A 23202-nucleotide genomic window follows, 5' to 3' on the forward strand; every position below is an offset into this window, starting at 1 on the left:
AGGTCGGCGCAGCCAAGTGTCGCGTCTCTACCTCGTTCTGAAACTGCTTGTGCAAACAATAGCAATACTTTCCGTGCTTGTTGCGAAGCGGGAGTTTTGCTATCATATTGGCAAAAACAGATCATATCCTTTAATAAAAGTGCTATAAATTCCGGTTGGCGTTACATTGCAAGGCGTCCGCAACGGCTAAGTGCTTTTGCATGTCTCTGCTCCCGACTCTAATCAATCAACTACGAATGCTTCGTTCCACTCTTTTTCTGCTTACGCTTGGCCTTACGGCTTCTGCTTTCGCCCAAAACCAACCAACCACTACCCCCGACCCACTCATCACGAAAATGGTGGAAGAGGTGTCGGAAAAGAACCTGCGCGACGATATCGACAAGCTGGTAAGCTTCGGCACGCGCCACACCTTATCGGACACTAAAAGCAAGAAGCGCGGCATTGGTGCTGCCCGTAATTGGGTGGAAGACGAGTTCAAGAAATACAGCAAAGCCAGCGGCGGGCGGTTGAAAGTGGAACAAGACACCTTCACCATTAAGCCTGACGGGCGCCGCATCAACCGGCCCGTGCTCATGGCCAACGTCATGGCTACGCTGCCCGGCACCGACCCCGCCGACAAGCGCATCTTTGTGGTAAGCGGACACATCGACTCGCGCGTTACCGATGTGATGAACGCTACGGCCGACGCGCCAGGCGCCAACGACGACGGCTCGGGCACCGTGGCCGTCATGGAGCTGGCGCGGATAATGAGCAAGCAGCAGTTTCCGGCTACCATCATTTTCGTGGCGGTGCAGGGCGAAGAGCAGGGCCTCTACGGCTCGACCCACATGGCCAAACGCGCCAAAACGGAAAACTGGAATCTGGTGGCCATGCTCAACAACGACATCATGGGTAACTCCACCGGCCACGACCCCGAACTCAAGAACACCACCCAACTACGCGTGTTCAGCGAAGGCGTGCCCGCCAACGAAACACCCGAAGAAGCTCGCTTGCGCCGCACGCTTTCCTCGGAAAACGACTCGCCGAGCCGCCAGCTGGCCCGCTACATCCGCACCACCACCAAGCAGTACGTATCCGGCCACGAGGTAGTGCTGGAGTATCGCCCCGACCGGTTTCTGCGCGGCGGCGACCATACGCCGTTCAATCAGCAGGGCTTCACGGCGGTGCGCTTCTCGGAAATGAACGAGGACTTCCGCCATCAGCACCAGGATTTGCGCACCGAAAACGGCGAGGAATACGGCGACCACGCCAAGTTTATGGACTTCGCTTACCTGCGGCATAACACCGGCGTCAACCTGGCCACGCTGGCCAACCTGGCCCTGGCCCCCGCCGCCCCCGAGAATGTAGGCGTGCTCACGGCTAACCTCTCCAACCGCACCGAGCTGCAATGGGAAGCCCCCAAAGCCGGCGAAAAGCCAGCGGGCTTCTACGTGCTGATGCGTGAAACCACCGCCCCGGAGTGGCAGCAGAAGTTTTTCGTGACGGACACCAAAGCCAACCTGCCCCACAGCAAAGACAACTTCATATTTGGAGTAGTATCCGTCGATGCCCAAGGCCACGAGAGCTTGCCGGCACTACCCAAGCCGGTGCGGTAACTGGTCGTAATTCATGAGTGACTCCAGTATTTCCGTTGTTCCCCGCCAGTCGTCTTACCCCAATCCAAAGGCCAAGGCATCAGAAGTACTGGCGTGGCTGGTTGCCCTAGACGTAGTAGAACCAACAGTTTCGGACTGTATTCTTGGCACAAAGGGCGGCTACTCCTTATCAAAGGGGGCCTTGCAGATAGTGAAAGAACCCTTTTCCTTGCCCTTCAACCAAACACCGAACGGCCTGGAATTAATTACCATCCGTCGCATTTTTGACCCTGCTCAATATGGATTGGATGGACTCATGTGCCCGCATTGCACTGCGGATATTAGCAGCCTCAATCTGGATTTTTTTACCTCCTGGGCTACGGGCGAAGATGATACTCTTGCTTGTCCACAATGTGAGATAGCAAGTGACATTCACTTATATGAGTTTACTCCCGCCTGGGGCTTTAGCAATCTAGGGTTCACCTTCTGGAACTGGCCGGAATTTACCGATGTCTTTATAGCAGCTTTCGAAGCGCGGTTGGGTTGTCGTACAGACATTATTCATCGGTATATCTGACTCCACACGCTACCAAATTACTTGTTCCAAAACCGGCCCGGTTGCTTCATGCAGCCGGGCCGGTTTTGGAACGGGGTGATTCACTCGCAACTGGCCCTCGCAGGAAAACAGGCTGTTGCATCCGAAGCCATAGACGCAGCCGGCAGCCGGGTATTGGCGGGTTTTCAGGCGCAAGAGAAGCTGGCATCAAGGTAGCTAGCCACTGCCCTGCTGCGCACAACCGCAATGTTGGCCTTGATTTTGAAACCATTTGCAAGCAGGAGAGTGCGGGACGGAGCCAAGAAATTTTATAAAGTCCTTTCTGTGGAATTCACTGTAAATCCCACAGTCTTATGCAGAAGCTTTATGGCTTGACCCGGCAACTTCCTGCCGTAGTGGCTTTGCTGGTAGCACCGGCCGCAATGGCCCAGACGATAACCGGCAAAATCACCGCTGACGACACCAAAGCACCTCTTCCTGGCGTAACGGTTGTATTGAAAGGCAGCACCACAGGCACAGCAACCGGGGCCGATGGTGGTTTTTCACTGAACGTACCGAACCGTCAGGGGACGCTGGTTTTCTCGTTTATTGGCTATACCACGCAGGAGGTGCCGATTGATGGACGTTCCGAAGTATCTATTGTGCTGGGCACCGATACCAAGGCGCTGCAAGAAGTGGTGGTAGTGGGCTACGGCTCCCAGAAAAAGAGCGATGTAACGGGCGCTTTGTCGTCGGTTTCGGAAGAGCAGATTCAGCAGGTAACCACCCAAAACCTGACGCAGGCCTTGCAAGGCCGGGCGGCGGGTGTGGACGTGGCCGGCGGCAACTTCCGCCCCGGCGAAACGCCCGCTATCCGTATCCGGGGCAACCGCTCCATCCGGGCGTCCAACGAGCCGCTGTACGTGGTAGACGGCATTCCGCTGGCGCAGGGCACGGGCCTCAACGACTTCAACCCGCAGGATATTCAGTCGGTGGAAGTGCTAAAGGACGCTTCGGCTACGGCCATCTACGGTTCGCGCGGGGCCAACGGCGTCGTGATTGTGACCACCAAGCGCGGGCAGGAAGGCAAGTTCACGCTCAACTACAACAACTACTTCAGCATCGACAAGGCCTCACGCACGCTGGACCTGTTCAACGGCGGTGAGTTCTTGGAATTGCAGCGCGAAGCCAACCGTAACACCAATGCCTACGCACCCCGCTACGCTGACCCAACCCTGGATTTCAATCTGTTCGGCGCAGTGGACCTCAACGCTTGGGAAGGCATTGCCGACGGCTACGAGTGGATAGACCGCGAAAACCGGGTGGTGGCTAAGCGCCCAACCACCGAGGCAGAGCGCGCACTCTACGGGGCCAACGTCACCGAGATTCCGATTTATGACCCTAGCAAGGTGCGCACCACCGACTGGCAGAAGCTGGCCTTGCGCACCGCCCTGACTCAAAACCACCAAATCAGCGCTAGCGGCGGCAACGAAAAGCTGCGGGCCTCGATGTCGGTGGGCTACCTCAACCAGGAAGGCATTCAGAAAGGTCAGGATTTCACGCGCTACAACGCCCGCGTAACCCTTGACTACAAAGTCAATAACATCGTCACGCTGGGCGCTTCTACCAACGCCAGCTTGTCAGTGCAGAACTACGGCCCTGACATCTACGGCCGCGCCACCGGCCAGATTCCGTACGCAACCCCGTATGCGCCCGACGGGACATTTATTGTCAGCCCGGCCTTCGTATCCACTATTTACAACCCGCTGCGTGAAGCCGAAAACGCCTTCAACGAGCGGCGCGTAACCCGCTTCTTCGGCAGCTTTTATGGCGAAGTGAAGCTCCCCGTGGAAGGGCTGCGTTACCGCCTCAACGTAGGGCCTGACTTCCGCAACAACCGGACGGGTATCTTCCAGTCGGCGCGGGCTATTGCCCGGGATGCCGGCGGCCCCAACTCCACGTCCTTCGCGCAGTACGACCAAGGCCAGAACTTCACCTACGTGGTGGAAAACCTGTTGTTCTACGACAAGCAGATCAACGAAAACCATAGCCTCGGCATCACAGCCCTGCAAAGCGTGCAGGCCGACCGCAGCGAAAGCTCGTCGATCAGCGCCGTGAACTTGCCTTACGACAGCCAGAAGTGGTACAACCTGGGTTCGACGTATCAGGCGGCGGCCAACGGCTTCGGCACCGGCTTTTCCAAGCGCACCCTGGCCTCATGGATGGGCCGCATCAACTACAGCTTCCTGGACCGCTACGTGCTGACGGCCACCGGCCGCGCCGACGGCGCCTCGGTACTGGCCCCGGGCAACAAGTGGAGCTTCTTTCCCTCGGTTGCCTTGGCCTGGAAAGTGCAGCAGGAAAGCTTCTTGCGCAACGTGGAGGCAGTTAATGAGTTGAAAATACGCGGCGGTTACGGTACCGTGGGTCAGGCTTCTGTGGACCCCTACACCACGGGTGGCACCCTGCAGCGTTCCTCCTACGCCTTCAACGAAACCCCGGCCTACGGCTACTCGCCCACGCCCGGTACGTTGCCTAACACGCTCGGTGGTATTCCCAACCCGGAGTTGCAGTGGGAGCGGACTTCGACTATCAACTTGGGCTTGGACTTCGGCTTGTTCCAGAACCGGATAAGTGGTTCGGTGGAAGTGTACCGCGCCAACACCACCGACCTGCTGCTGCCGCGCGGCTTACCCACGGCGGGCGGGGTGGCCAACATCTTGCAAAACATTGGGGAGACGCGTAACAGCGGTATCGAAACCAGCCTGACCACCATCAACGTGGAAACGGCCGGCGGCTTCCGCTGGGCTACCGACTTCATCTATACCCGCAACAAAGAGGAATTTGTGAAGCTGGCTTCCGGCGCGCAAGACGACATCGGCAACCGCTGGTTTATCGGGCAGCCGCTTGGTGTGTACTACAGCTACCAAAACGTGGGCATCTGGCAACTCGACGAAGCGGATGCCGCCAAAGTGTACGGCTTGGTACCCGGCGACATCAAAGTGGTTGACCAGAACGGTGACAACATCATCAACGCCAACGACTACGTGATACGGGGCTCGAACCGGCCGAAATGGACGGGCAGCGTGAACAACACGCTCACCTACAAAGGCTTCGAGCTGAGCTTCTTGGTATACGCCCGCGTGGGCCAGTTGGTGGCTACCGGTATTACGCCAGGTTTGAGCGGCGTGTTCCAAAGCCAGCAAGTGAACTACTGGACGCCGAATAATCCCACCAACGAATTCCCGCGGCCTACTTACAAAGCCGAAGCCCGCAACAACGAAGGCTATGCCTTTGTGAACGGCAGCTTTGTTCGGGTGCGCAATATCTCGCTCACCTACACCGTACCGCAGGCCATCAGCTCGAAAGTGAAGATGAGTAACCTGAGCGTGTACGCCAATGCCGTGAACCCCTTCCTGTTCACCAAGTTCAAAGGCCTCGACCCCGAAGCTACCGACGTTGGAACCACTTCCGGCGAACGGGCACAGGCCCGGAACCTGGGCACCAAAAGCCTCGTGTTCGGCTTGCGCGTAGGATTCTGATTCAGGACTTTTTCAATTGCCTAACCACATGAAAATTACCCGTACCGTACGCATTGCCTCCCTGACCGTCCTGATGGGACTCGGGCTGGGCTCGTGCAAAGACTACTTAGAAGAAGAACTGGTTTCCACGCTTACCAACGACTACTTCAGCACCGAGCAGGGCTTGGAAGATTTGGTGAAATCCAGCTACGAGCAAACCCGCTATAAATTTGCTCTTGAGCATTCCTTCGCCATGTTCAACTATGGCGTAGATGAAATGACGAGTGCCGACCAGATCAACGTCGAGTGGTGGAACCGCTACGATAGCCGCCTGAACTCTTCGGATGGGTTCGTCGATGGCGTCTGGACAGCCGACTACGACGGCATCAACCGCTGCAACATCGGCATTGCCCGGATTCCTGGCATCCAAGGCACCACCACGCTGCGCACTGACGCGCAGAAAACCCAGCGCTTGGCCGAGTTGCGCTTCCTGCGGGCCTACTACTACTTCCAGCTGGTGCAGCAGTACGGCGCTATTCCGCTGCTACTGGAGCCCACCGAGGGCGTGAAGCTGGATTACACCCGCACCCCCGTACCGGATGTATACCGTACCATCATCTCCGACCTGAAATTCGCGTCTGATAACCTGGCCCCAACCACGCCGGATTTCGGCCGGGCCACCAAGAATGCCGCCCTGCACTACTTGGCTAAGGTGTATCTGACGCGCGGCAGCGCCGTAACCGACGTACGTGGCCAGAAGCCTACCGACATGGACAGCGCCGCCTACTACGCCGACCAGGTCATTACCTCGAACCGCAACCCGCTGGCCACTAATTACGCCGATCTGTTCGATGTAGCTAACTCTCCCACCGCTCCTTTTTCCCTTGCTAACCCCGCTACCTATACCAACAGCGTGGCGGCGCAAACCAACCGCGAAGTCCTCTTCTCGGCGCAGTTCAACAACATCGTGACTTTATCTGGTCGTTTCGGCAACCGGGTACACTCCTACTTCACGCTGCAGTACGACAACGAGCCGGGTATGACCCGCGATGTGCTCAATGACCGGCCTTTCCGCCGCCTGATGCCCACCAATTACGCCATGGACATCTTTGATCGGCGCAATGACTCGCGCTTCTATAAGACGATGAAAACGGCCTGGATTGCCAACAACACCAGTGCCGCCAGCTACCCCCGCTGGACGGCCGCCGATGCGCCTACGCCAGCGCAAGTAGGTCAGCCGAAGTTCGCTATCAACGATACGGCGGTCTATGTCATCGTCAACACCCGCGAAAACCCGGTTCCGCAGGCGCAAATCAACCGCTCACGCTACAAGATTTTTGCCCGCTTCATCCGCAACGCCGCAGGCACCGTGGTGACGGGGGCCTACGACCCAACCGGCACGCTGGCCCTGCGCAACAAGTTTCCGCAGCTCATCAAGCACACCGACCCGTACCGGCCTAGCGCCGCCGAAGAAGCCGGTACCAAGGATGGTCTGCTGGCCCGTACTGGCGAAACATATCTGATTGCGGCAGAAGCCTATGGCCGCAAAGGCAACTACACCAAGGCCTTGGAATACGTGAACGTGCTGCGTCAGCGGGCTGCTTACAAAGCCGGTGAAGTGAAGCCCTCGGTGAATTGGCGCGTAGAAGGCGGCACCCGCGGCGACGTTACCAACTCGTATCCGGCCATTACGGCCCGGCTAACCAACTTCACCACCAACGACCCCAAAGAACTTTATCCGAGTTCGGTAACTACCACAGAGCAGCGTTTTATTCACTTCATCCTGAATGAGCGCACTCGTGAATTGCTAGGTGAGTTGCACCGCTGGGAAGACTTGGTTCGCACCGAGACGCTACAGCTGCGTGCGCCTCTTTTCAACCCTGATGCCGCAGGCGCTACCGATCCTAAATTCAAGCTGCGGCCTATTCCACAGACCCACTTAGAGCGCATCTTCCGCAATGGCCAGCCGCTCACCAACCAAGAGCGCATCGACGAACAGAATCCTGGCTACTAATCGAATAGCCTAAAGCTACTTTAAGCTGCTTTCGGCTACTAGCATGACTCTTCGCAGAGCCCGTAACAAAGAGGGGCGGGCCACTTGGCTCGCCCCTCTTTGTTACGGGCTCTGCCGTTCCAGTTAGGTGGTAGCGCCTTTCAAAACGACAAGCGACCCAACCAAAATGGTAGGGTGCTTTATACCTGATAACACCTAGCTACCCCGGTGTGTAAGAAAAGAATGGACGGCTTACCACCAGTGCTTAAGAGAAAATAGGCCCTCAGTGCTTTAGAAGGACGTTAAGCGGTGAAAACGAGGCGGCACTTAGCACACCATTCTTACTATGCGTCCTGGTCAGTACGAACAGACGCTTAGTCGGCACCCGCTTTGTAGCGTGGTAGGCGCGGCCTGTTTGTAAGCCGGTTCCTTATCCATTTTTTTCTTTTACTGCCATGTCCTTTCTTGCTGTTGTTCTTGTTATTATCGGCTTCCTGTTGCTCGGCATTCGTATTGCGCAGGAATACGAGCGGGCCATTGTGTTCCGGCTAGGGCGGTTTACGGGCACCCGCGGACCGGGGCTGTACTGGATTATTCCCTTCATCGAGCGGCAGCAGACGCTGGATATCCGCACCAAAACTGTGGACCTGGAGCAGCAGGAAACCATTACTAAAGACAGCGTCACCATCAAGGTGAATGCCGTGCTCTGGTTTAAGGTGATTGACCCGGCCGCAGCCGTTATCAAAGTAGCCAACTACAACCAGGCTGTATACCAGCTGGCCGTTACGGCGCTGCGCAACATCATTGGGCAGCACCAATTAGATGAAGTGCTGCGTGGGCGCCAGCAAATCAACGCCACGCTGCTCCAGCTGGTGGATACGGCTACCGAGCCTTGGGGCGTGAAAATTGAGCTGGTGGAAATCAAAGACGTGGAAATTCCAGAGTCTATGCAGCGGGCCATGGCGCGCGAAGCCGAGGCCATTCGGGAGAAGCGGGCCCGCATCATCAAGGCCGAAGCCGAGTTGGAAGCCAGCATCAAGCTCACGCAGGGCGCCAAGCAAATGGAAGCCAGCCCCATGGCCCTGGAGTTGCGCCGGATGCAGATGATTTCCGAAATCGGCATCGACAACAATACTACCACCGTGGTATTGATTCCGTCGGAGTTCAGCCACGCGGCTAAGGGCTTGGCGGCCATGGCAGTACCAGCAATGCAGCAGCCCAGCTAACTTAACCGGAGCGCAACCCTTACGCAGGGTTGCGCTCCGACTGGTGTGGAATCAGCTTATTTTGCTACCCAACAAGTTCGGTCTGACGCCATCCTGATGCAGCTTATTTTCCTGGTAGGTCTTGCCCTCCTGATTGCCTTCCAAAGCAACGCCCAGCAGCCCGCTACGCAGGTTATTATCGTTGGCACTATTCATCAGCCGGGGCGCAACTTCAACCCCGACTCCGTAGCGCAGATACTAGAGCGGATACAGCCCGATTTGATTCTGGTGGAACTGGACAGCTCGTTTTTTACGCCTATGCTCGAGCTAAAGAATGCGCCCCGCGAGAACGAGGGCCTCGGCATTGCGCAGTACCGGCGCCAGCACCGCAAAGTGCGCATGCGCCCCTTCGACTACGAAGGCCGCAACGAGTACCACCGTCGCCACGGCATCACAACCAAGCCCGCTGAGGTAATGGCCCTGCTCGATAAACTTTATGAGCTGCGCCGCCTAACCTCAGAGCAGGGCACGGTGCTCGATACCTACTATGCCCTCACTGATTCACTGGCCGTTGTGTCGCACCAATCGGCGTATGTTATCAATCAGCCGGCTGTGTACCGCCTGGCGGCGCGGCGCCAGCAGTACCAGTATCAGCGCCTCAACGCCGTGGTGCAGGCCCGCCCCGAACTGGCTGCCTACCATGCTTTTTATCAACTCAACACCGAATTTTGGGACACCCGCAACCGCGCCATGGCCGCCCATATTCTTGCTTTTGTGCGTCAGCAGCAGGCCCGGCGCATCGTGGTTCTGACGGGCTACTTTCACAAATACTATTTGCTCCGGGAGTTGCAGCCACATCAAACCACCGATGGCTTTGAGTTGCGTGAGTATTATCACTACTGATTTCAACTTGGTTGGGCATAGCTGCCGTGGCATAGCGGCTGTCTCTCCGACATTCCGATTCCGCGCCTCCAGCGGCGAGAGGAATGTCGGAAGGACAACCACCCGGTTGGATAAGCACTCGATGAGGCGGGTAAAGTCTTGGAGTTTTTTCTGCTATGCGGAAAATTGCTGCTTATGCTTTTACTTGCAGCCTCAAATCTGGTCGTTAGCCCAAGATTATTCCTCATGACCTGCGCCCACCGCTTCCTTTTGCCTTCCTTGCCATCAGCTTCCGCTGGTGCTGAAGGCGTGTGCGTAGTTATCAAGAAATGCAAGAAACGGATTCCGGCCTGACCGTCGTTGCTGTTCCTTGCACGCTGTTGCTACTGAACTTACTGCGCCGGTCCTCTTAGGGCCGGCGCTTTTTTTGCTGTTTTGCCTTCGTATTTCGTTCTTCACTAGTATGAAAGTTCTCAAGTTTGGCGGCACGTCCGTCGGGTCGGTGCAGCGGATGCGCGATGTAGCCGAGTTGATTTACGCGCCCGAGTTGCGGCGCATTGTGGTGCTATCGGCCATGAGCGGCACCACCAATACGTTGGTGCAAATAACGCGGCTCCTCCACGACGGCGACCTGACGGCGGCCACCTCGCGCATCGAAATCATGCGGCAGGACTATCACATGGTGGCCCGCGAGCTGCTGCCTGACGAGACAGTGGCCGCCGCCGCCCTCAAGCAGCTGGATTCTATTTTCCGCGCCATCTTCGACCTCACCCGTCAGCCCCTGTCGGCGTCGGGCGAGCGGGTAATCTTGGCGCAGGGCGAGTTGCTGAGCACGTATCTGTTTCATCAATACTACACTGGCATTCTACAGCGCGAGGCGGTGCTGTTGCCCGCCCTGGATTTCATGCGCCTCGATGCCGACGACGAGCCCGACGCCCCTTACATTCGGGAGCACCTGGCGGCGCAGCTCGCCCTGCACCCCGAGTTGCAGCTGTTTGTCACGCAGGGCTACATCTGCCGCAACGCCCAAGGCCACATCGACAACCTCAAGCGCGGCGGCTCCGACTACTCGGCTTCCCTGATTGGGGCCGCCACCGATGCCACCGAAATCCAAATCTGGACCGACATCGACGGCTTGCACAACAACGACCCGCGCGTGGTGCCAAACACATATCCGCTGCGCGAATTGTCGTTCGATGAAGCGGCCGAGCTGGCGTATTTCGGGGCGAAAATCCTCCACCCAAGCTCGGTACTGCCCGCGCGCCAGTATGGCATCCCCGTCCGGCTGCTGAACACCATGCAGCCCAAAGCGCCCGGTACGCTCATTTCCAGTAAAACCGGCCAGGAGGCAATCAAAGCCGTAGCGGCCAAAGATGGTATCACGGCCATCAACGTGAAGTCGAGCCGGATGCTGCTGGCGCACGGCTTTCTGCGCAACCTGTTCGAGGTATTCGAGCGGTACCGCACGTCTATCGACATGATTACCACCTCGGAAGTGGCCGTTTCGCTCACCATCGACAACGCCACGCACCTACCGCAGATTCTGGAGGAGCTTCGCCGCTTTGGTACCGTGGAGGTAGACGAGCAGCAAACTATTATTTGCCTGGTGGGTAATTTGGTGCAGGCCAACCACGGCTCGGCCTACCGGGTTTTCGAGGCGCTGAAAGACCTTCCGATGCGCATGATTTCCTACGGCGGCTCGCCCAACAACATCAGCGTTCTGGTACACACCGCCGATAAGGTGCAGGCGCTGCGGGCTTTGAACGACGGTTTGTTTCGGACCGCACCTCCTAGCACCTTCTCTAAAACAGAGGGTGAATTAGCTTTAAAAAAGCTGCTAGCTGGTAGCTAGTTGCTTCTACATTTCAACTTTCATTGTTTTTCGCCCCAGCTTCTGCTCTGAGAATAATTGCCTTTTAACTCATCAACACCGCTAGCAGGTATCAGCTAAGAGCTAGTAGCTAACAGCAGTGTTGAGAGGAAGTGAGGTAACCAGCAAAGCGCTTTTTCTTTTTATGTCTTTTCAACTTTCTCCGGCGCTCCTGGCGCAGCCTACCCCTTTCTATCATTACGACCTAGCCCTGCTCGACCGGACCCTAGCGGCCTTGCAGCAAGCCGCAGAGCCGCGCAACTTCCAGGTGCATTACGCCCTGAAAGCCAATGCCAACTTACCGGTGCTGGAGCGCATCAGGAACCTAGGCCTCGGGGCCGACTGCGTGAGCGGCGGCGAAGTGCAACGGGCCTTAGACGCCGGTTTTGCTCCCGACCATATTGTGTTTGCCGGTGTGGGCAAGTCGGATGCGGAAATCAACTTGGCGCTGGCCGCCGATATCTGGTGCTTCAACGCCGAATCGGCGGAGGAACTGGCGGTGTTGGATGCTTTGGCGGGCGCCCAAAACCGCAAGGCGCGCATTGCCCTGCGCGTGAATCCGAACGTGGACGCTTACACGCACCCGCACATCACGACGGGGTTGGCAGCCAATAAATTCGGCATTAGTTTGACGGATCTGCCGGGCGTGGTGGCACATCTTGGTTTGTTGCCAAACCTGGAGCTAGTTGGTTTGCACGCGCACATTGGCTCTCAAATCACCAACCTAGAGGTTTTCGCCAAGCTCAGTGAGCGGCTCAACGAGCTGCAAACGGCCCTCAGTGCGCAAGGCCACGACCTCCCGCACCTTAACGTAGGGGGCGGCCTCGGCATCAACTACGAGTTACCCGACGAGCAGTCCATCCCCGATTTCGAGGGCTACTTCTCGATGTTTGAAAAGCACCTGATTCGGCGGCCGGGCCAGCGGGTACACGTAGAGCTTGGCCGGGCCGTGGTGGCGCAGTGCGGTACGCTAATCAGCAAGGTGCTCTACGTAAAGCAAAGTCAGCAAACCAACTTCGCCATCCTCGACGCGGGCATGACCGAGTTGATGCGCCCCGCTCTCTACGGCAGCTACCACCACATCCAGAACCTAAGCAGCCACGCCCCCGAGCAGCTCTACGACGTGGTAGGCCCCATCTGCGAGTCGTCGGATACCTTCCGCAAAGCGGTGGTGCTGCCCGAAACGCAACGCGGCGACCTGGTGGCTATTCGCTCGGCGGGTGCTTACGGGGAGGTGATGTCGTCGGGGTACAACCTGCGCGAGAAAGCCGCCGCCGTATACGTAAGCGAGTAATTGTACTTGAACTTACCGCAGAGAAACTTCAGGTTTGTAGAAATAAAGCGAAAGGAATTAGCCTTTATGGCGTTGCTGGCCTTCCTGGTATTTCTTGCACCGCTACGCGGCGCTGTTCTGTTTCATGTAAAGGTTCTACAAACCTGAAGCCGCTACGCGGCAGCATGGTTTTGCCACAGCGACTGTAGTGCTGCCTGTAGTTCATCCACACGCTTAAAACGGTTCGGCGTACCTAAATCCGCATTTGGATTTGGGTACGCCGAACCGTTTTCACTTACTGTGCCTTACTGGTTTCCAGGGTAGCTCAAGCCTTCGTCGTACTTAAACAAGGCATAGCCCGGAGCCTCCTTGTAGCCCGGCACATCTTCTTGCTGCTTTTGCACGACTTCCTCGGAAACCGGAGTTGTGAACGGCATTTTGCCAGTGGGGTTAAACTTGCCGGTCACCACATCTAGCAGCGCTTCGGGGGTGGTTCCGAAAGTTGCCAATACACCTTGGCAACGGCTTTTCGTACTGGCGTTATACACCTCGTCGATAATCCACGGGTTGCTGTAATTGACAGCCAGAATCGTTGGCTTCTTGGCCATAAGCGCCTTGATGTAGGAAACTTCTACTGCGTTCTTCGACAACGAGAGGTACAGCGGGGTACCATCCGAGGCAAATAAGGATTTGCTCATGGGTTTCAGCCAGAGTAGCACAACGTCGGCCTCTTCAGGCGTGCCCACAAATTCCACGGGGTACGAGCTGTCTTTGGTAGCGTACACTTCGCCGGCTCCCGTAGCGGGCGCGTTGCTGCCTTTTTGGTAAGACTCGAAGTACACCTTGGTTTTTGCCTTCAGAGGCAATGCCTTGGCCTCGTTGCGCAGCAGCACAATGGATTTGCGCAAGGCTACCGCCGCCCGGGCCGCCGACTTCGGGTTGTTCACGATGGTTTCGGCAGCGGCTTCGTCTACGTAGGGGTTTTCGAACAAACCCAGGGCAAACTTCTCTAGCAACAGCCGCCGCACGGAATCGTTGATAAGCGAGACATCGTCCGGGTTGCTTTCGACGGTTTTTAAGAGTTCGGCGGGGTCGGCGGTGCCGGAAAAGAGGTTAACGCCCGCTTGCAAGGCCCGGTGATACCGCTGGGTGATGGATAATTCTTCGGCGCCCCACGGCATCATCTCGATGGGTCCGGTATCGGAGTTGATAATCCCCTTGAACCCGAGCTCGGTGCGCAAGAGGTCCTTGATAATAGCTTTGTTGTAGGCATAGGCTATCTGCTCGTACTTGGTGCCTACCGGCATCGAGTAGTAGGGCATGATAGCAGAAGTGCCCGCCTTGATGGCCGCTTTGAAGGGAATCAGGTTGTTCTGGAACTGGCCACCCGGAAACACCTCTTTCTTGCCCCAGTCAAAGTGCGGATCTTGGCCTCCCTCACCGGCACCTCCACCTGGGAAGTGCTTGGTGGTTAAAGCCACGGAAGTTGGACTGAGCGTAGGCCCCTGAAAGCCGAGCACTACCTGCGTTATCATTTGCGCCACCCACTCGGCATTCTCGCCAAATGTACCATCTACCCGTTGCCAGCGCGGTTCCGTTGACAAATCGCCCATGTACATGTAGCCCTTGCGCAAGCCAACCGCGGCCCACTCTTGCCGGGCAATGTCGGCAAATTCGCGTGTCAGCTTCAGGTCGCGCATGGCTGATAATCCCAATTCGCCGGGCCATTTCGAGAAGGCCGTGGTGCCAACGCTGGTGCCAACCGCCGCGGCAGTTGTGATGTGGTTGCGAGGGTTGGAAGCCACAATGGCGGGAATGCCTAATGGCTGGCTTTCGCACAGCGCCTGCAGCCGATTGGCCCACTCTGCCGTGGTACGGGCACTCACGTTGGCCCGCAGAATGAAATGACGCTGGTGGAACTGCGTCACGGCTTTGGTGGTGCCCGCGGCCGTCATGATAGGCACGGGCAACTGTTTGCGCGTGAACATGTTGGTGGATGTAACCAAGTCCTCCTCGTTGAATTGGCTGGTAATGGGCTCTTTGCTTTTGGGCGCCTCAAACGCCCAGTCGTTTTGTAGGCGAGTGGAGCTAATGAGCATAAATCCCACTTTCTCGGCCACCGACATGCGCGCTACTAGGTCCTGGGCCCGCGCTTCTGCTGGCAAGCGCCAGTCCTCGTATTTATCGAGGCGACCATTCTTGTTTAGGTCCTTGAACTTCAGCCCTCCTACTTCCAGTATTTTAATTGACCGGCTGCCGAGCACGGGCTGTTCCACCTTTGCTTGGGCGGGTTGGCGAAGTGTTTGAAAGGCTCCGAGAAAAACGAGCAGCACCGCACCTACCGATGCTATTACGCAAGTTTTTTGGTGCTGCTGCACAATGATCTGAGCAACCACAAAGAGCCTGCGAAACTTCTCAACTACAGTTTTCATAACTCAGAGCAAGGGTGGGAGGAGTTGACAACGCTGCCTAGCACTGCCATGTAGTTAAGTACTTAAATTCCAATTGGATTGAAACAAAACGATTGGCATTTATTCACGCAAACGTTATCGGTTGCGTGTTCTTTCCATTTGCCGTATTCTCTGTAGACCTTATTGCCTTAGGCATCATACCGGCAATTTTGGATTGCGATGCTGTAGTGAAGGGTAAGCAGCAAGCACAGTGATAAGCACCTCAGAACAGGTTATTGCACACATAAAAAGCGTCCACAGAAAAGATCTGTGGACGCTTCTTGCACCTGACGCTTAAGCAGCGGTGGGCTTAGTGGGCGATTAACAACCGCGTCCGTTCGCGCTGGCCGTCGACGACCAGCCAGCATTCGTAGAGGCCTGGAGCCCACTGCTGGCCTTGCACCAGGAATGCGTAGCGCTGCTTTTCTTGCACGGGACCTTCGTACAAGGATGCCACCTGCTGACCGAGCTGGTTGTAGAGCAGCACCTGGGCGTGACCACTGCGGAGGGGGCGAAAAGAAACAGTGGCCTGCGTAGTTGCCGGATTAGGATACACGGCCAGCTCCTGCGCGCTCACACGGGTTGCAGCCAGTGCTAAAGCCGGACGGCTAGCCGCCACGAGTGGCACTAAAGACGCGCTGCTGGCTTGGGCATACTTGATGGTGGCAAAGTCGGAGCCACTGTTGCTATTGCTATCAAAGGCGCTTTTGCCTGTCACGTACACATTACCCACTGCGTCGAGAGCGACGGCTGCCGCCCAATCAGCCCCGTTGCCGGGTCCATTGTAGCGGACTTCCCACAATTGCTGACCGGTGGCAGCAGCGTACTTAAGCGTGAAATAGTCGAAGTTGGAGCCAGTGGCCCCAGTTGCGTATACATTACCGGCCGCGTCCAGGGCTAAATCGGTACCAAAACCAAAGCCAATCAAACCACCATAGCGGGTTTCCCAGAGCAGTCGGCCAGTAGTCCCAGCGTACTTGATGGTGACCATTTCGGTGCCGGTGTTGTTACCAAGGGAGCGCGCCAGTACGTATGCATCGCCGGCTTTATCTACAGTAACAGCAGCACCCTCGTCATACAGCTTGGCTGGCCCACTGTAGCGCGCAACCCATAGCTGCTGGCCGTTGGCAGCATACTTGACAGTAACACACTCTGAGTGTTGACTGAAATCGGTGCTCTTTCCTGTTATATACACATTACCTGCTGCATCTGCGGCCAGGCCAGCAACCGCCGCACCGACACCGACGGCGGTAAACCGGGCATCCCATATTCGCTGACCGTTGGTTCCGTTGTACTTGACCGTTGCAAATGTAATCTGGCCGTTGTTGTTGAGGGTGCCCGTCACGAACACATTCCCGGCTGCGTCTAGGACCAGACGACTAGCCTCACTGTAGTTGTTGAGAGGGTTATAACGGGCTTCCCACAGTTGCCGCCCAGTGGCCCCGTCGTATTTGATGGTAGCGTAATCGTTGGAGCTAACGCCAAAAGAACGCCCCGTTACGTACACGTTGCCTACGCCGTCGAGAGCAATATCAACCGCGAAATCAAGACCCCTAGCCCCACCGTAGCGGGCCTCCCACAGTTGCTGGCCAGTGGCTCCATCATATTTTAGCGTGAGGTAGTTGATATCAGAGTCAGTCTCGATTTCGTTGCTACCCGTCACGAATACATTACCAGCGGCGTCTACGACTATCTTGACTGGCCGGCCATCACGGTTAAGAGGGCTGTGGTAGCGAGTTTTCCATAGCTCTTGGCCATTGGCGGCATACTTGATGGTAACGTAGTCTAAGTTGCTGGTGCCGCTGCTTTGAGAGCTACCAACAACGTACACGTTACCAGCCGCGTCCACGGCTACGTCTACCGCCACGTCATCACTATTGTCGGCCCAATTATACGCGGCTTGCCACAACTGCTGGCCACTTGCCCCAGCGTGTTTGACGGTAGTATAGTCCCAGTTATTGCTACTGCCAGCAACGGAGCTTCCCGTGGTGTACACGTTACCGGCCGGGTCAACCGCTACGCCGCTTGGCACATCGTTGTTGTTAGCCGGCCCGTTGTAGCGAGTGGCCCACAACTGCTGCCCGCTGCCTCCGGCATATTTAACTGTTGCTTGGTCGCTCAGGCCATCATTGTTATAAGAAAGGCCAGTCACCAGCACATTACTGGCGGCGTCTACCACCAGCTCTGTCGCCTCATCATACCCTTCGTCGGGGCCGTTGTAGCGGGCTTCCCACAGCGGCTGCCCACTGCCTCCGGCGTACTTGATGGTGGCGTAGTCCCAGTTGCTATTGCCCTCATCAGAGTAGCCTGTTACCAGCACATTGCCGGTTGCATCCATGGCTAAGCTGGTAGCCTCATCGTAGCCGTTGCCGGCCCCGTTGTAGCGGGTTTCCCACTGCTGCTGGCCGCTGGTGGAATACCTTACGGTGGCATAATCGTAGCTGCTGCCGTTGTCGGAGGTACCCGTTACGGCCACGTTGCCGGCCGCATCCACGGCTACGTCCGATACCAGGTCGTACCCGTTGCCTGGTCCGTTGTAGCTGGCAACCCATACCTGCTGACCACCAGTGGCATACTTGACGGTTGTGTAGCTGCTCTGATTTCCAGCGTACGAAGTGCCCGTCACGTACACGTTATTGGCTGCATCTACCGCCAGGTTGGTGGTCAGATTGTCGCTGTTGCTAACTCCCGAGTACCGAGCAGCCCACAGTTGTTGGCCACTCGCCCCGGCGTACTTAACGGTGCCGTAGCTGTACTTCCCGGCACTGTTGGAGGAGTATCCGGTCACGTACACATTGTTGGCGGCATCCACTACTAAGTCCGTTGCAATATTGTAACGAGAAGAAGCGAAGCCTAGTCCACTATAAGTGGCTTGCCAGAGTTGCTGGCCACTAGCCGAGTACTTAAGGGTGATATAGTTGTAAGTGTTTCCGAGAGAGGATGTTCCCGTCACGTACACATTGCCCGCCGCGTCGAGGGCTATGGCTGTTGCTAAATCCAAGCTATTATTGGGTCCGTTGTAGCGGGCTTGCCAGAGCTGCTGCCCACTAGCTCCATCGTATTTGATGATGGCATAGTCGTAGCTCAGAGCGCTAAGCGAGTACCCAGCCACGTAGGTGTTGCCAGCGGCGTCAACTACTACATCGGTTGCCACCTCGTAACTATCGCCGAGGCCATTGTAGCGGGCTGCCCATACTTCGCTTACCGGGCCAGAAAGGGTAGCAGAACTAGTGGTGGTCCCCAGCCTCGTGGCAAGTTTGCTGCTTGCGTTTTGCAGCGGACGTGGCCGGGCTGGCTTCACAGGCATAGGCACTTTCGATCTGGCAGCGACTCCGTCAATTGCTTGCCCGTAATGCACAGCCGGCGCACCGGGGGGCAGGGGTAGGCGCTGGGGCAGAACAAGTTGCGGCGCCGGGGTCTGGTTGGGAGTCTTGGCTGAGCTAGGCTGTGCCTGAGCAACCTCTACCGACAGCAGTAAACCTGCTGTTAGCAGCAAACGAGTAAAGAAAGGGGGCATATAAAAAGACAAAAGTGGAGGTGCTATTTTCTGTATCAACTACCAACTACAACCGATAAGCATAATCAGCCAAGCAACGCCGCAAATCATCTATCAACCCTTCAAAATTGAGACGCTCGGCCCAGCACAGCCGCAGGTACGAAGTAAACGAAAGCAAGGGAATAACAACGGCTTTTAAGCCTAAAGATTCATTGTTAAATACCAACTCTTTGATGCACACCTGCAAGCCAAGTTGGAAGAGAGGTCAGCGAAGCAGAGATACTATAAAGCCTTGCCTATGGTGTGCGTAAGGATAATACTCCTGCCGCCGTGCACGCTGTCTGACGACTAGCTGCAGACACCACAACGCTAGCTGCAGATTACCTGCGTAGCGCTTGAGGTTGGGAGCCTGATGATTGAGGTAAAGCTTTTAGCTCAGTTCGTGCAAACAGACAGCAGTTCACACAACTCAATGGCCGCGCTTCGGTTAAAGAGATACCACCTCTTTACTGTCCGCTATGAAAATCCTGCTCACTGGTGCTAATGGGTACATCGGCCAACGGTTGCTTCCCTCCCTGATAGAAGCCGGCCACGATGTGGTGTGCCTAGTCCGTGACCCGCGCCGCTTCGAGCTGCCGGAGAGCCTGCGTGCCCGCGTGACGGTGGCGCAGGGCGACTTGCTAAAGCCGGAATCATTGCGTGAGCTGCCCACGGATATCGATGTTGCCTACTATCTGGTGCACTCGATGAGCGGCAACGACAAGGATTTCTTTCGCTCCGAGCAGCAGTCGGCCCGGCACTTCGCGCACTACCTCGATACCACTACGGCCCGGCAGCTTATCTACCTTTCCGGCATCGCCAACGACCACGACCTGAGCACGCACCTACGCTCGCGCTTAGGGGTGGAGGAAGAGTTGTGCAAGTGCAAGGCCGCCTTCACGGTACTGCGGGCCAGCATCATCATCGGCTCGGGGTCGGCCTCGTTCGAGATTATCCGGGATTTGGTGGATAAGCTGCCCGTGATGGTGACGCCGCGCTGGCTGAACTCGCGCTGCCAGCCCATCGGCATCCGCGACGTGATGTATTACCTCACCACTGTGCTCGGTAACGAGGCCTGCCTCAACCGCTCGTTCGATATCGGCGGGCCCGACGTGCTGACCTACCGCGAGATGCTGCTGAAACTGGCCGCCGTGCGCGGCTACCGGCGCTACATAGTGACGGTGCCGGTGCTCACGCCGCGGCTGTCGTCGTGGTGGTTGTTTCTGGTGACGCGCACCACGTTTTCCTTGGCCCAAAGCCTGGTGGAGAGCCTGCGCAACGACACCGTATCGGACCCGCGCCGCAGCATTGCACAGGTGCTGCCCCACCAATGCATGAGCTACTTTGCAGCCGTGGAACTGGCTTTCCAGCGCATCGAGCAAAACGAAGTAGTTAGCAGCTGGTCCGACGCGCTGAGCAGCGGCGTGATGCCCCGCAACTACATGGACCACATCCAGATTCCGCAGTTCGGTTTGCTCACCGACCGCCAAACGCTACGCTTCACGCGCCCGCCGCAGGAAGTGCTGCAAAACGTATGGAGCATCGGCGGCGAGCGGGGCTGGTACAAGGTCGACTGGCTCTGGCGGATACGCGGCATCATGGACAAAGTAGCGGGCGGCGTAGGCCTGCGCCGCGGCCGCCGCTCCCCCACCAGCCTGCGCGCCGGCGACCCACTCGACTTCTGGCGGGTGCTGGTGGCCGACCGCAAAAGCGGCCGCCTATTGCTCTACGCCGAAATGAAGCTCCCCGGCGAGGCCTGGCTGCAATTCCGCATCCTGCCCAACAACGACGGCTCCCACACGCTGGAGCAGCTGGCCGCCTTCCGCCCCTACGGCCTGGCCGGCCGCCTGTACTGGTACTCGCTGGTGCCGTTCCACTTCGTTATTTTCAAGGGCATGATCGAGAACATCGTGCAGTACGGCGAGTCAACCTCACTCCCGCAGTTGGCCGCGCCAGCGAGTTAGGCAAGATCCAGCCCTATTATTGCTTCCTGGGTTAGCAACAGGGCTGGATACATATTGAAACCGACTTGCCAACCTCCTATCTTAGTGGCCTTCCACTACACAAATGGTTTGGTTTCTTACTCGGTTTTTATGCTGAAACGCTACGCTTTTCTATTGGCTTTGCTGCTGTCTTTGGGTGCAGCGCAAGCCAATAACATTACCGTTTCCAACGTTCAACTTACCAACGTCACTGCTGGCACCGCTGATATTGTCTTCGATATTAGTTGGGACAACTCCTGGCGCGATGCCAATAATTGGGACGCCGCTTGGGTGTTTGTGAAGTACAGAGCCGTGGGTTCCAACAACGGCTGGAGCCACGCCACGCTCGGCGCTACCCGCCCGGTAGTACCCATGGGCGTAGCTTTCAGCGACACCCCCGATGGCACGGGTGTTTTGCTGCACCGGGCCAGCACGGGCAGCGGTAGTTTCGCGGCCACCGGCACCCGCATCACCTGGAACGCCGCCAGCAATGGCGTTATGCTGTCGGGCTCGAACTACGAAATCAAAGTATTGGCTACCGAGATGGTGTACATCCCCGAGCAAGCTTTCTACCTGAACGCCACCAACCAGCCCACAGTGGACAGTGAGTTTCAGAGCGTAGGCGGCTCACTGAGCCGGATTACCAGCGAAGCCGCGCTGGCGGCCGGTGCTATCCGGTGGATAAACGAGAGTGGCGGTGGCAGCGGCAACGAAATATCGGTGGGCAGCACCACCTACGCTGGTTCGGCGGCTTTGCCAGCAGCTTACCCCAAGGGCTTCGGGGCGCACTACTGCATGAAGTATGAGCTCAGTCAGGGGCAGTACACCGACTTTCTGAACTGCCTCTCCCGCGCTCAACAAGTGCGCCGGGTGGCAGTGGATATCACCGGCGATAGTCCGGCAGGCGGCAATACCCGCGTGATGATTGATCCTGGCTCCACCAACACCCCACAACGCAACACCATTGTGTGTCCGGCCAGCGGCATGGGCACCACGGCGCCCGTAGTCTTCAATTGCACCCGCCCCGACCGCGCCGCCAACTTTCTGGTCTGGGCCGATGGCGCCGCTTATCTGGACTGGGCTGGCCTGGCCCCCATGACGGAGCTGCAATACGAGAAGATATGCCGGGGCCCCGAGCCCGCCGTGGCCAACGAGTACGCCTGGGGCAACGCCAGCATTACCTTTGCCCGCACCATCAGCGGCCCCGAAGACGGCACCGAAACCACTGACCCCACGGCCAATAGTGCCTACGGCAGTGTAACATTTACCGGCGGCGACGGCGACGTTGGACCCTTGCGCTGCGGCATTTTCGCCCGGGCCAACACCACCCGTGAACAAAGCGGCGCCACCTACTACGGCGTCATGGAAATGACCGCCAATTGCTGGGAACGGTGCGTAACGGTGGCAGGGCAAGATGCCGGCCGGCCCACCAGTGCTGGCTTGTTTGACGGGCGCCCCGGCGACGGTGCCTTAGCCGCCAATGGCGACCACAACCAGCTCACCTGGCCCAATAGTACCGACGTGCTCGGCTCCAACTTCCGCGGTGGCAACTGGAGCCGCCCCGACACGTGGGCCACCGTATCGGATCGGCGCTATGGCGGCAGCGCCATTGCTGACCGTACGGGGCACCGCTCCATCCGTGGCGTCCGGACTTTGAGCGGTCCTACGGCTCCTAGCGCCCCTACGGGTTCGGGCACGGGCTTCAGCAACACCAAGTACTGGGGTGGCTCCTTCGACGGGTACGCCAGCAGTTCGCCCGCGCTGGTGCAATCCGTGCGGAATGCGTGTGCTAGCTGCGGGCAGGTATCGGTGGTGGTGCTACCACAGCCGGTGGCCGAAACAGCGATACTACGCCTGAGTGGCCGTCCCGCCCTACGTGATGCCACCCTGACGCTGCGCGACGCCTTAGGCCGTTCGGTGCGGCACTTCTCTCACTTAAACGGGTTAGAATTGCCCTTCAGTTGTGCTGGTCTAGCGCCGGGCGTGTATTTCTATGAAGTACAGGAAGCCGGCGAACCAGTTGTGAATCCGGGCCGGGTGCTGGTAGAGTAGAAGTAGATTACTGGCGGATACAAGATCTTGTTAACTAAGTCGAGTGCCGGAGTAGCGCTTAGCGGCCTATCCGAATAGGTAAAAAGCAACGGTCATGCTCTATCTGGCACTTGAGTTAAATGCCAGTAACCACGATTCTTAAGCGCATCCACAAAATCCTTATACCGCACAGTTAATCGCCTGTCTAATAGCAACTTACTAGCACATATACAGCTATAACAAAGTCTAAAATTCTGGAAAGTTCGCCTCGTTTAGATTTCAGGATTCGCTTGATTTGAATCATCATTGAAGCGCTACAACAGGCGCGAAAAACCGGACAGGCAAGCACCC

The 23202-nt window shown here is 57.2% G+C and carries 12 protein-coding genes; 10 read left to right on the forward strand and 2 right to left on the reverse strand.

The window, feature by feature from the left end:
* Nucleotides 1–236: 236 nt before the first annotated feature.
* The 8 genes from VF639_RS14930 (at nt 237) to lysA (ending at nt 12874) form a co-directional block, all read left to right on the forward strand.
* Complete coding sequence (locus tag VF639_RS14930) at nt 237–1595, forward strand: M20/M25/M40 family metallo-hydrolase (RefSeq protein WP_331146721.1); 1359 nt, start codon at nt 237–239, stop codon at nt 1593–1595.
* Between the two features lie 13 nt (nt 1596–1608).
* A complete protein-coding gene (locus tag VF639_RS14935) occupies nt 1609–2151 on the forward strand; it encodes a hypothetical protein (protein WP_331146722.1) in 543 nt (180 codons plus the stop codon).
* Nucleotides 2152–2483: 332 nt separating this feature from the next.
* Nucleotides 2484–5651, forward strand: a complete 3168-nt coding sequence (locus tag VF639_RS14940; protein ID WP_331146723.1) for a SusC/RagA family TonB-linked outer membrane protein — start codon at nt 2484–2486, stop codon at nt 5649–5651.
* A 28-nt stretch (nt 5652–5679) separates the two neighbouring features.
* Nucleotides 5680–7644, forward strand: coding sequence for a RagB/SusD family nutrient uptake outer membrane protein (locus VF639_RS14945; protein ID WP_331146724.1), 1965 nt, complete (start codon nt 5680–5682; stop codon nt 7642–7644).
* 434 nt (nt 7645–8078) lie between these two features.
* On the forward strand, nt 8079–8849 hold the full coding sequence (locus tag VF639_RS14950; RefSeq protein WP_331146725.1) for a slipin family protein: 771 nt from the start codon (nt 8079–8081) through the stop codon (nt 8847–8849).
* 45 nt (nt 8850–8894) lie between these two features.
* On the forward strand, nt 8895–9731 hold the full coding sequence (locus tag VF639_RS14955; RefSeq protein ID WP_331146726.1) for a hypothetical protein: 837 nt from the start codon (nt 8895–8897) through the stop codon (nt 9729–9731).
* A 442-nt stretch (nt 9732–10173) separates the two neighbouring features.
* A complete protein-coding gene (locus VF639_RS14960; protein ID WP_331146727.1) occupies nt 10174–11562 on the forward strand; it encodes an aspartate kinase in 1389 nt (462 codons plus the stop codon).
* A 163-nt stretch (nt 11563–11725) separates the two neighbouring features.
* The gene (gene lysA / locus VF639_RS14965; RefSeq protein ID WP_331146728.1) at nt 11726–12874 is read left to right on the forward strand and encodes a diaminopimelate decarboxylase; all 1149 of its coding nucleotides are present in this window, start codon (nt 11726–11728) and stop codon (nt 12872–12874) included.
* A gap of 284 nt (nt 12875–13158) precedes the next feature.
* On the opposite strand, the gene VF639_RS14970 is transcribed toward lysA, so the two are convergent.
* Together VF639_RS14970 and VF639_RS14975 are read right to left on the reverse strand one after the other, a co-directional pair.
* Entirely contained in the window at nt 13159–15285 is a 2127-nt protein-coding gene (locus tag VF639_RS14970; RefSeq protein WP_331146729.1) for a glycoside hydrolase family 3 protein, read from the reverse strand.
* Nucleotides 15286–15613: 328 nt separating this feature from the next.
* Nucleotides 15614–18820 carry an SBBP repeat-containing protein gene (locus VF639_RS14975; protein WP_331146730.1) on the reverse strand — a complete coding sequence of 1069 codons (3207 nt, stop codon included), beginning with the start codon at nt 18818–18820 and terminating at the stop codon, nt 15614–15616.
* 497 nt (nt 18821–19317) lie between these two features.
* Here VF639_RS14975 and VF639_RS14980 point away from each other — a divergent pair, with 497 nt between their 5' ends.
* Together VF639_RS14980 and VF639_RS14985 are read left to right on the forward strand one after the other, a co-directional pair.
* The gene (locus VF639_RS14980; RefSeq protein ID WP_331146731.1) at nt 19318–20802 is read left to right on the forward strand and encodes an SDR family oxidoreductase; all 1485 of its coding nucleotides are present in this window, start codon (nt 19318–19320) and stop codon (nt 20800–20802) included.
* A gap of 129 nt (nt 20803–20931) precedes the next feature.
* A complete protein-coding gene (locus VF639_RS14985) occupies nt 20932–22872 on the forward strand; it encodes a hypothetical protein (RefSeq protein ID WP_331146732.1) in 1941 nt (646 codons plus the stop codon).
* Nucleotides 22873–23202 lie beyond the last annotated feature (330 nt).

The organism is Hymenobacter sp., from assembly GCF_036387835.1.
Taxonomy (GTDB): Bacteria; Bacteroidota; Bacteroidia; order Cytophagales; family Hymenobacteraceae; genus Hymenobacter.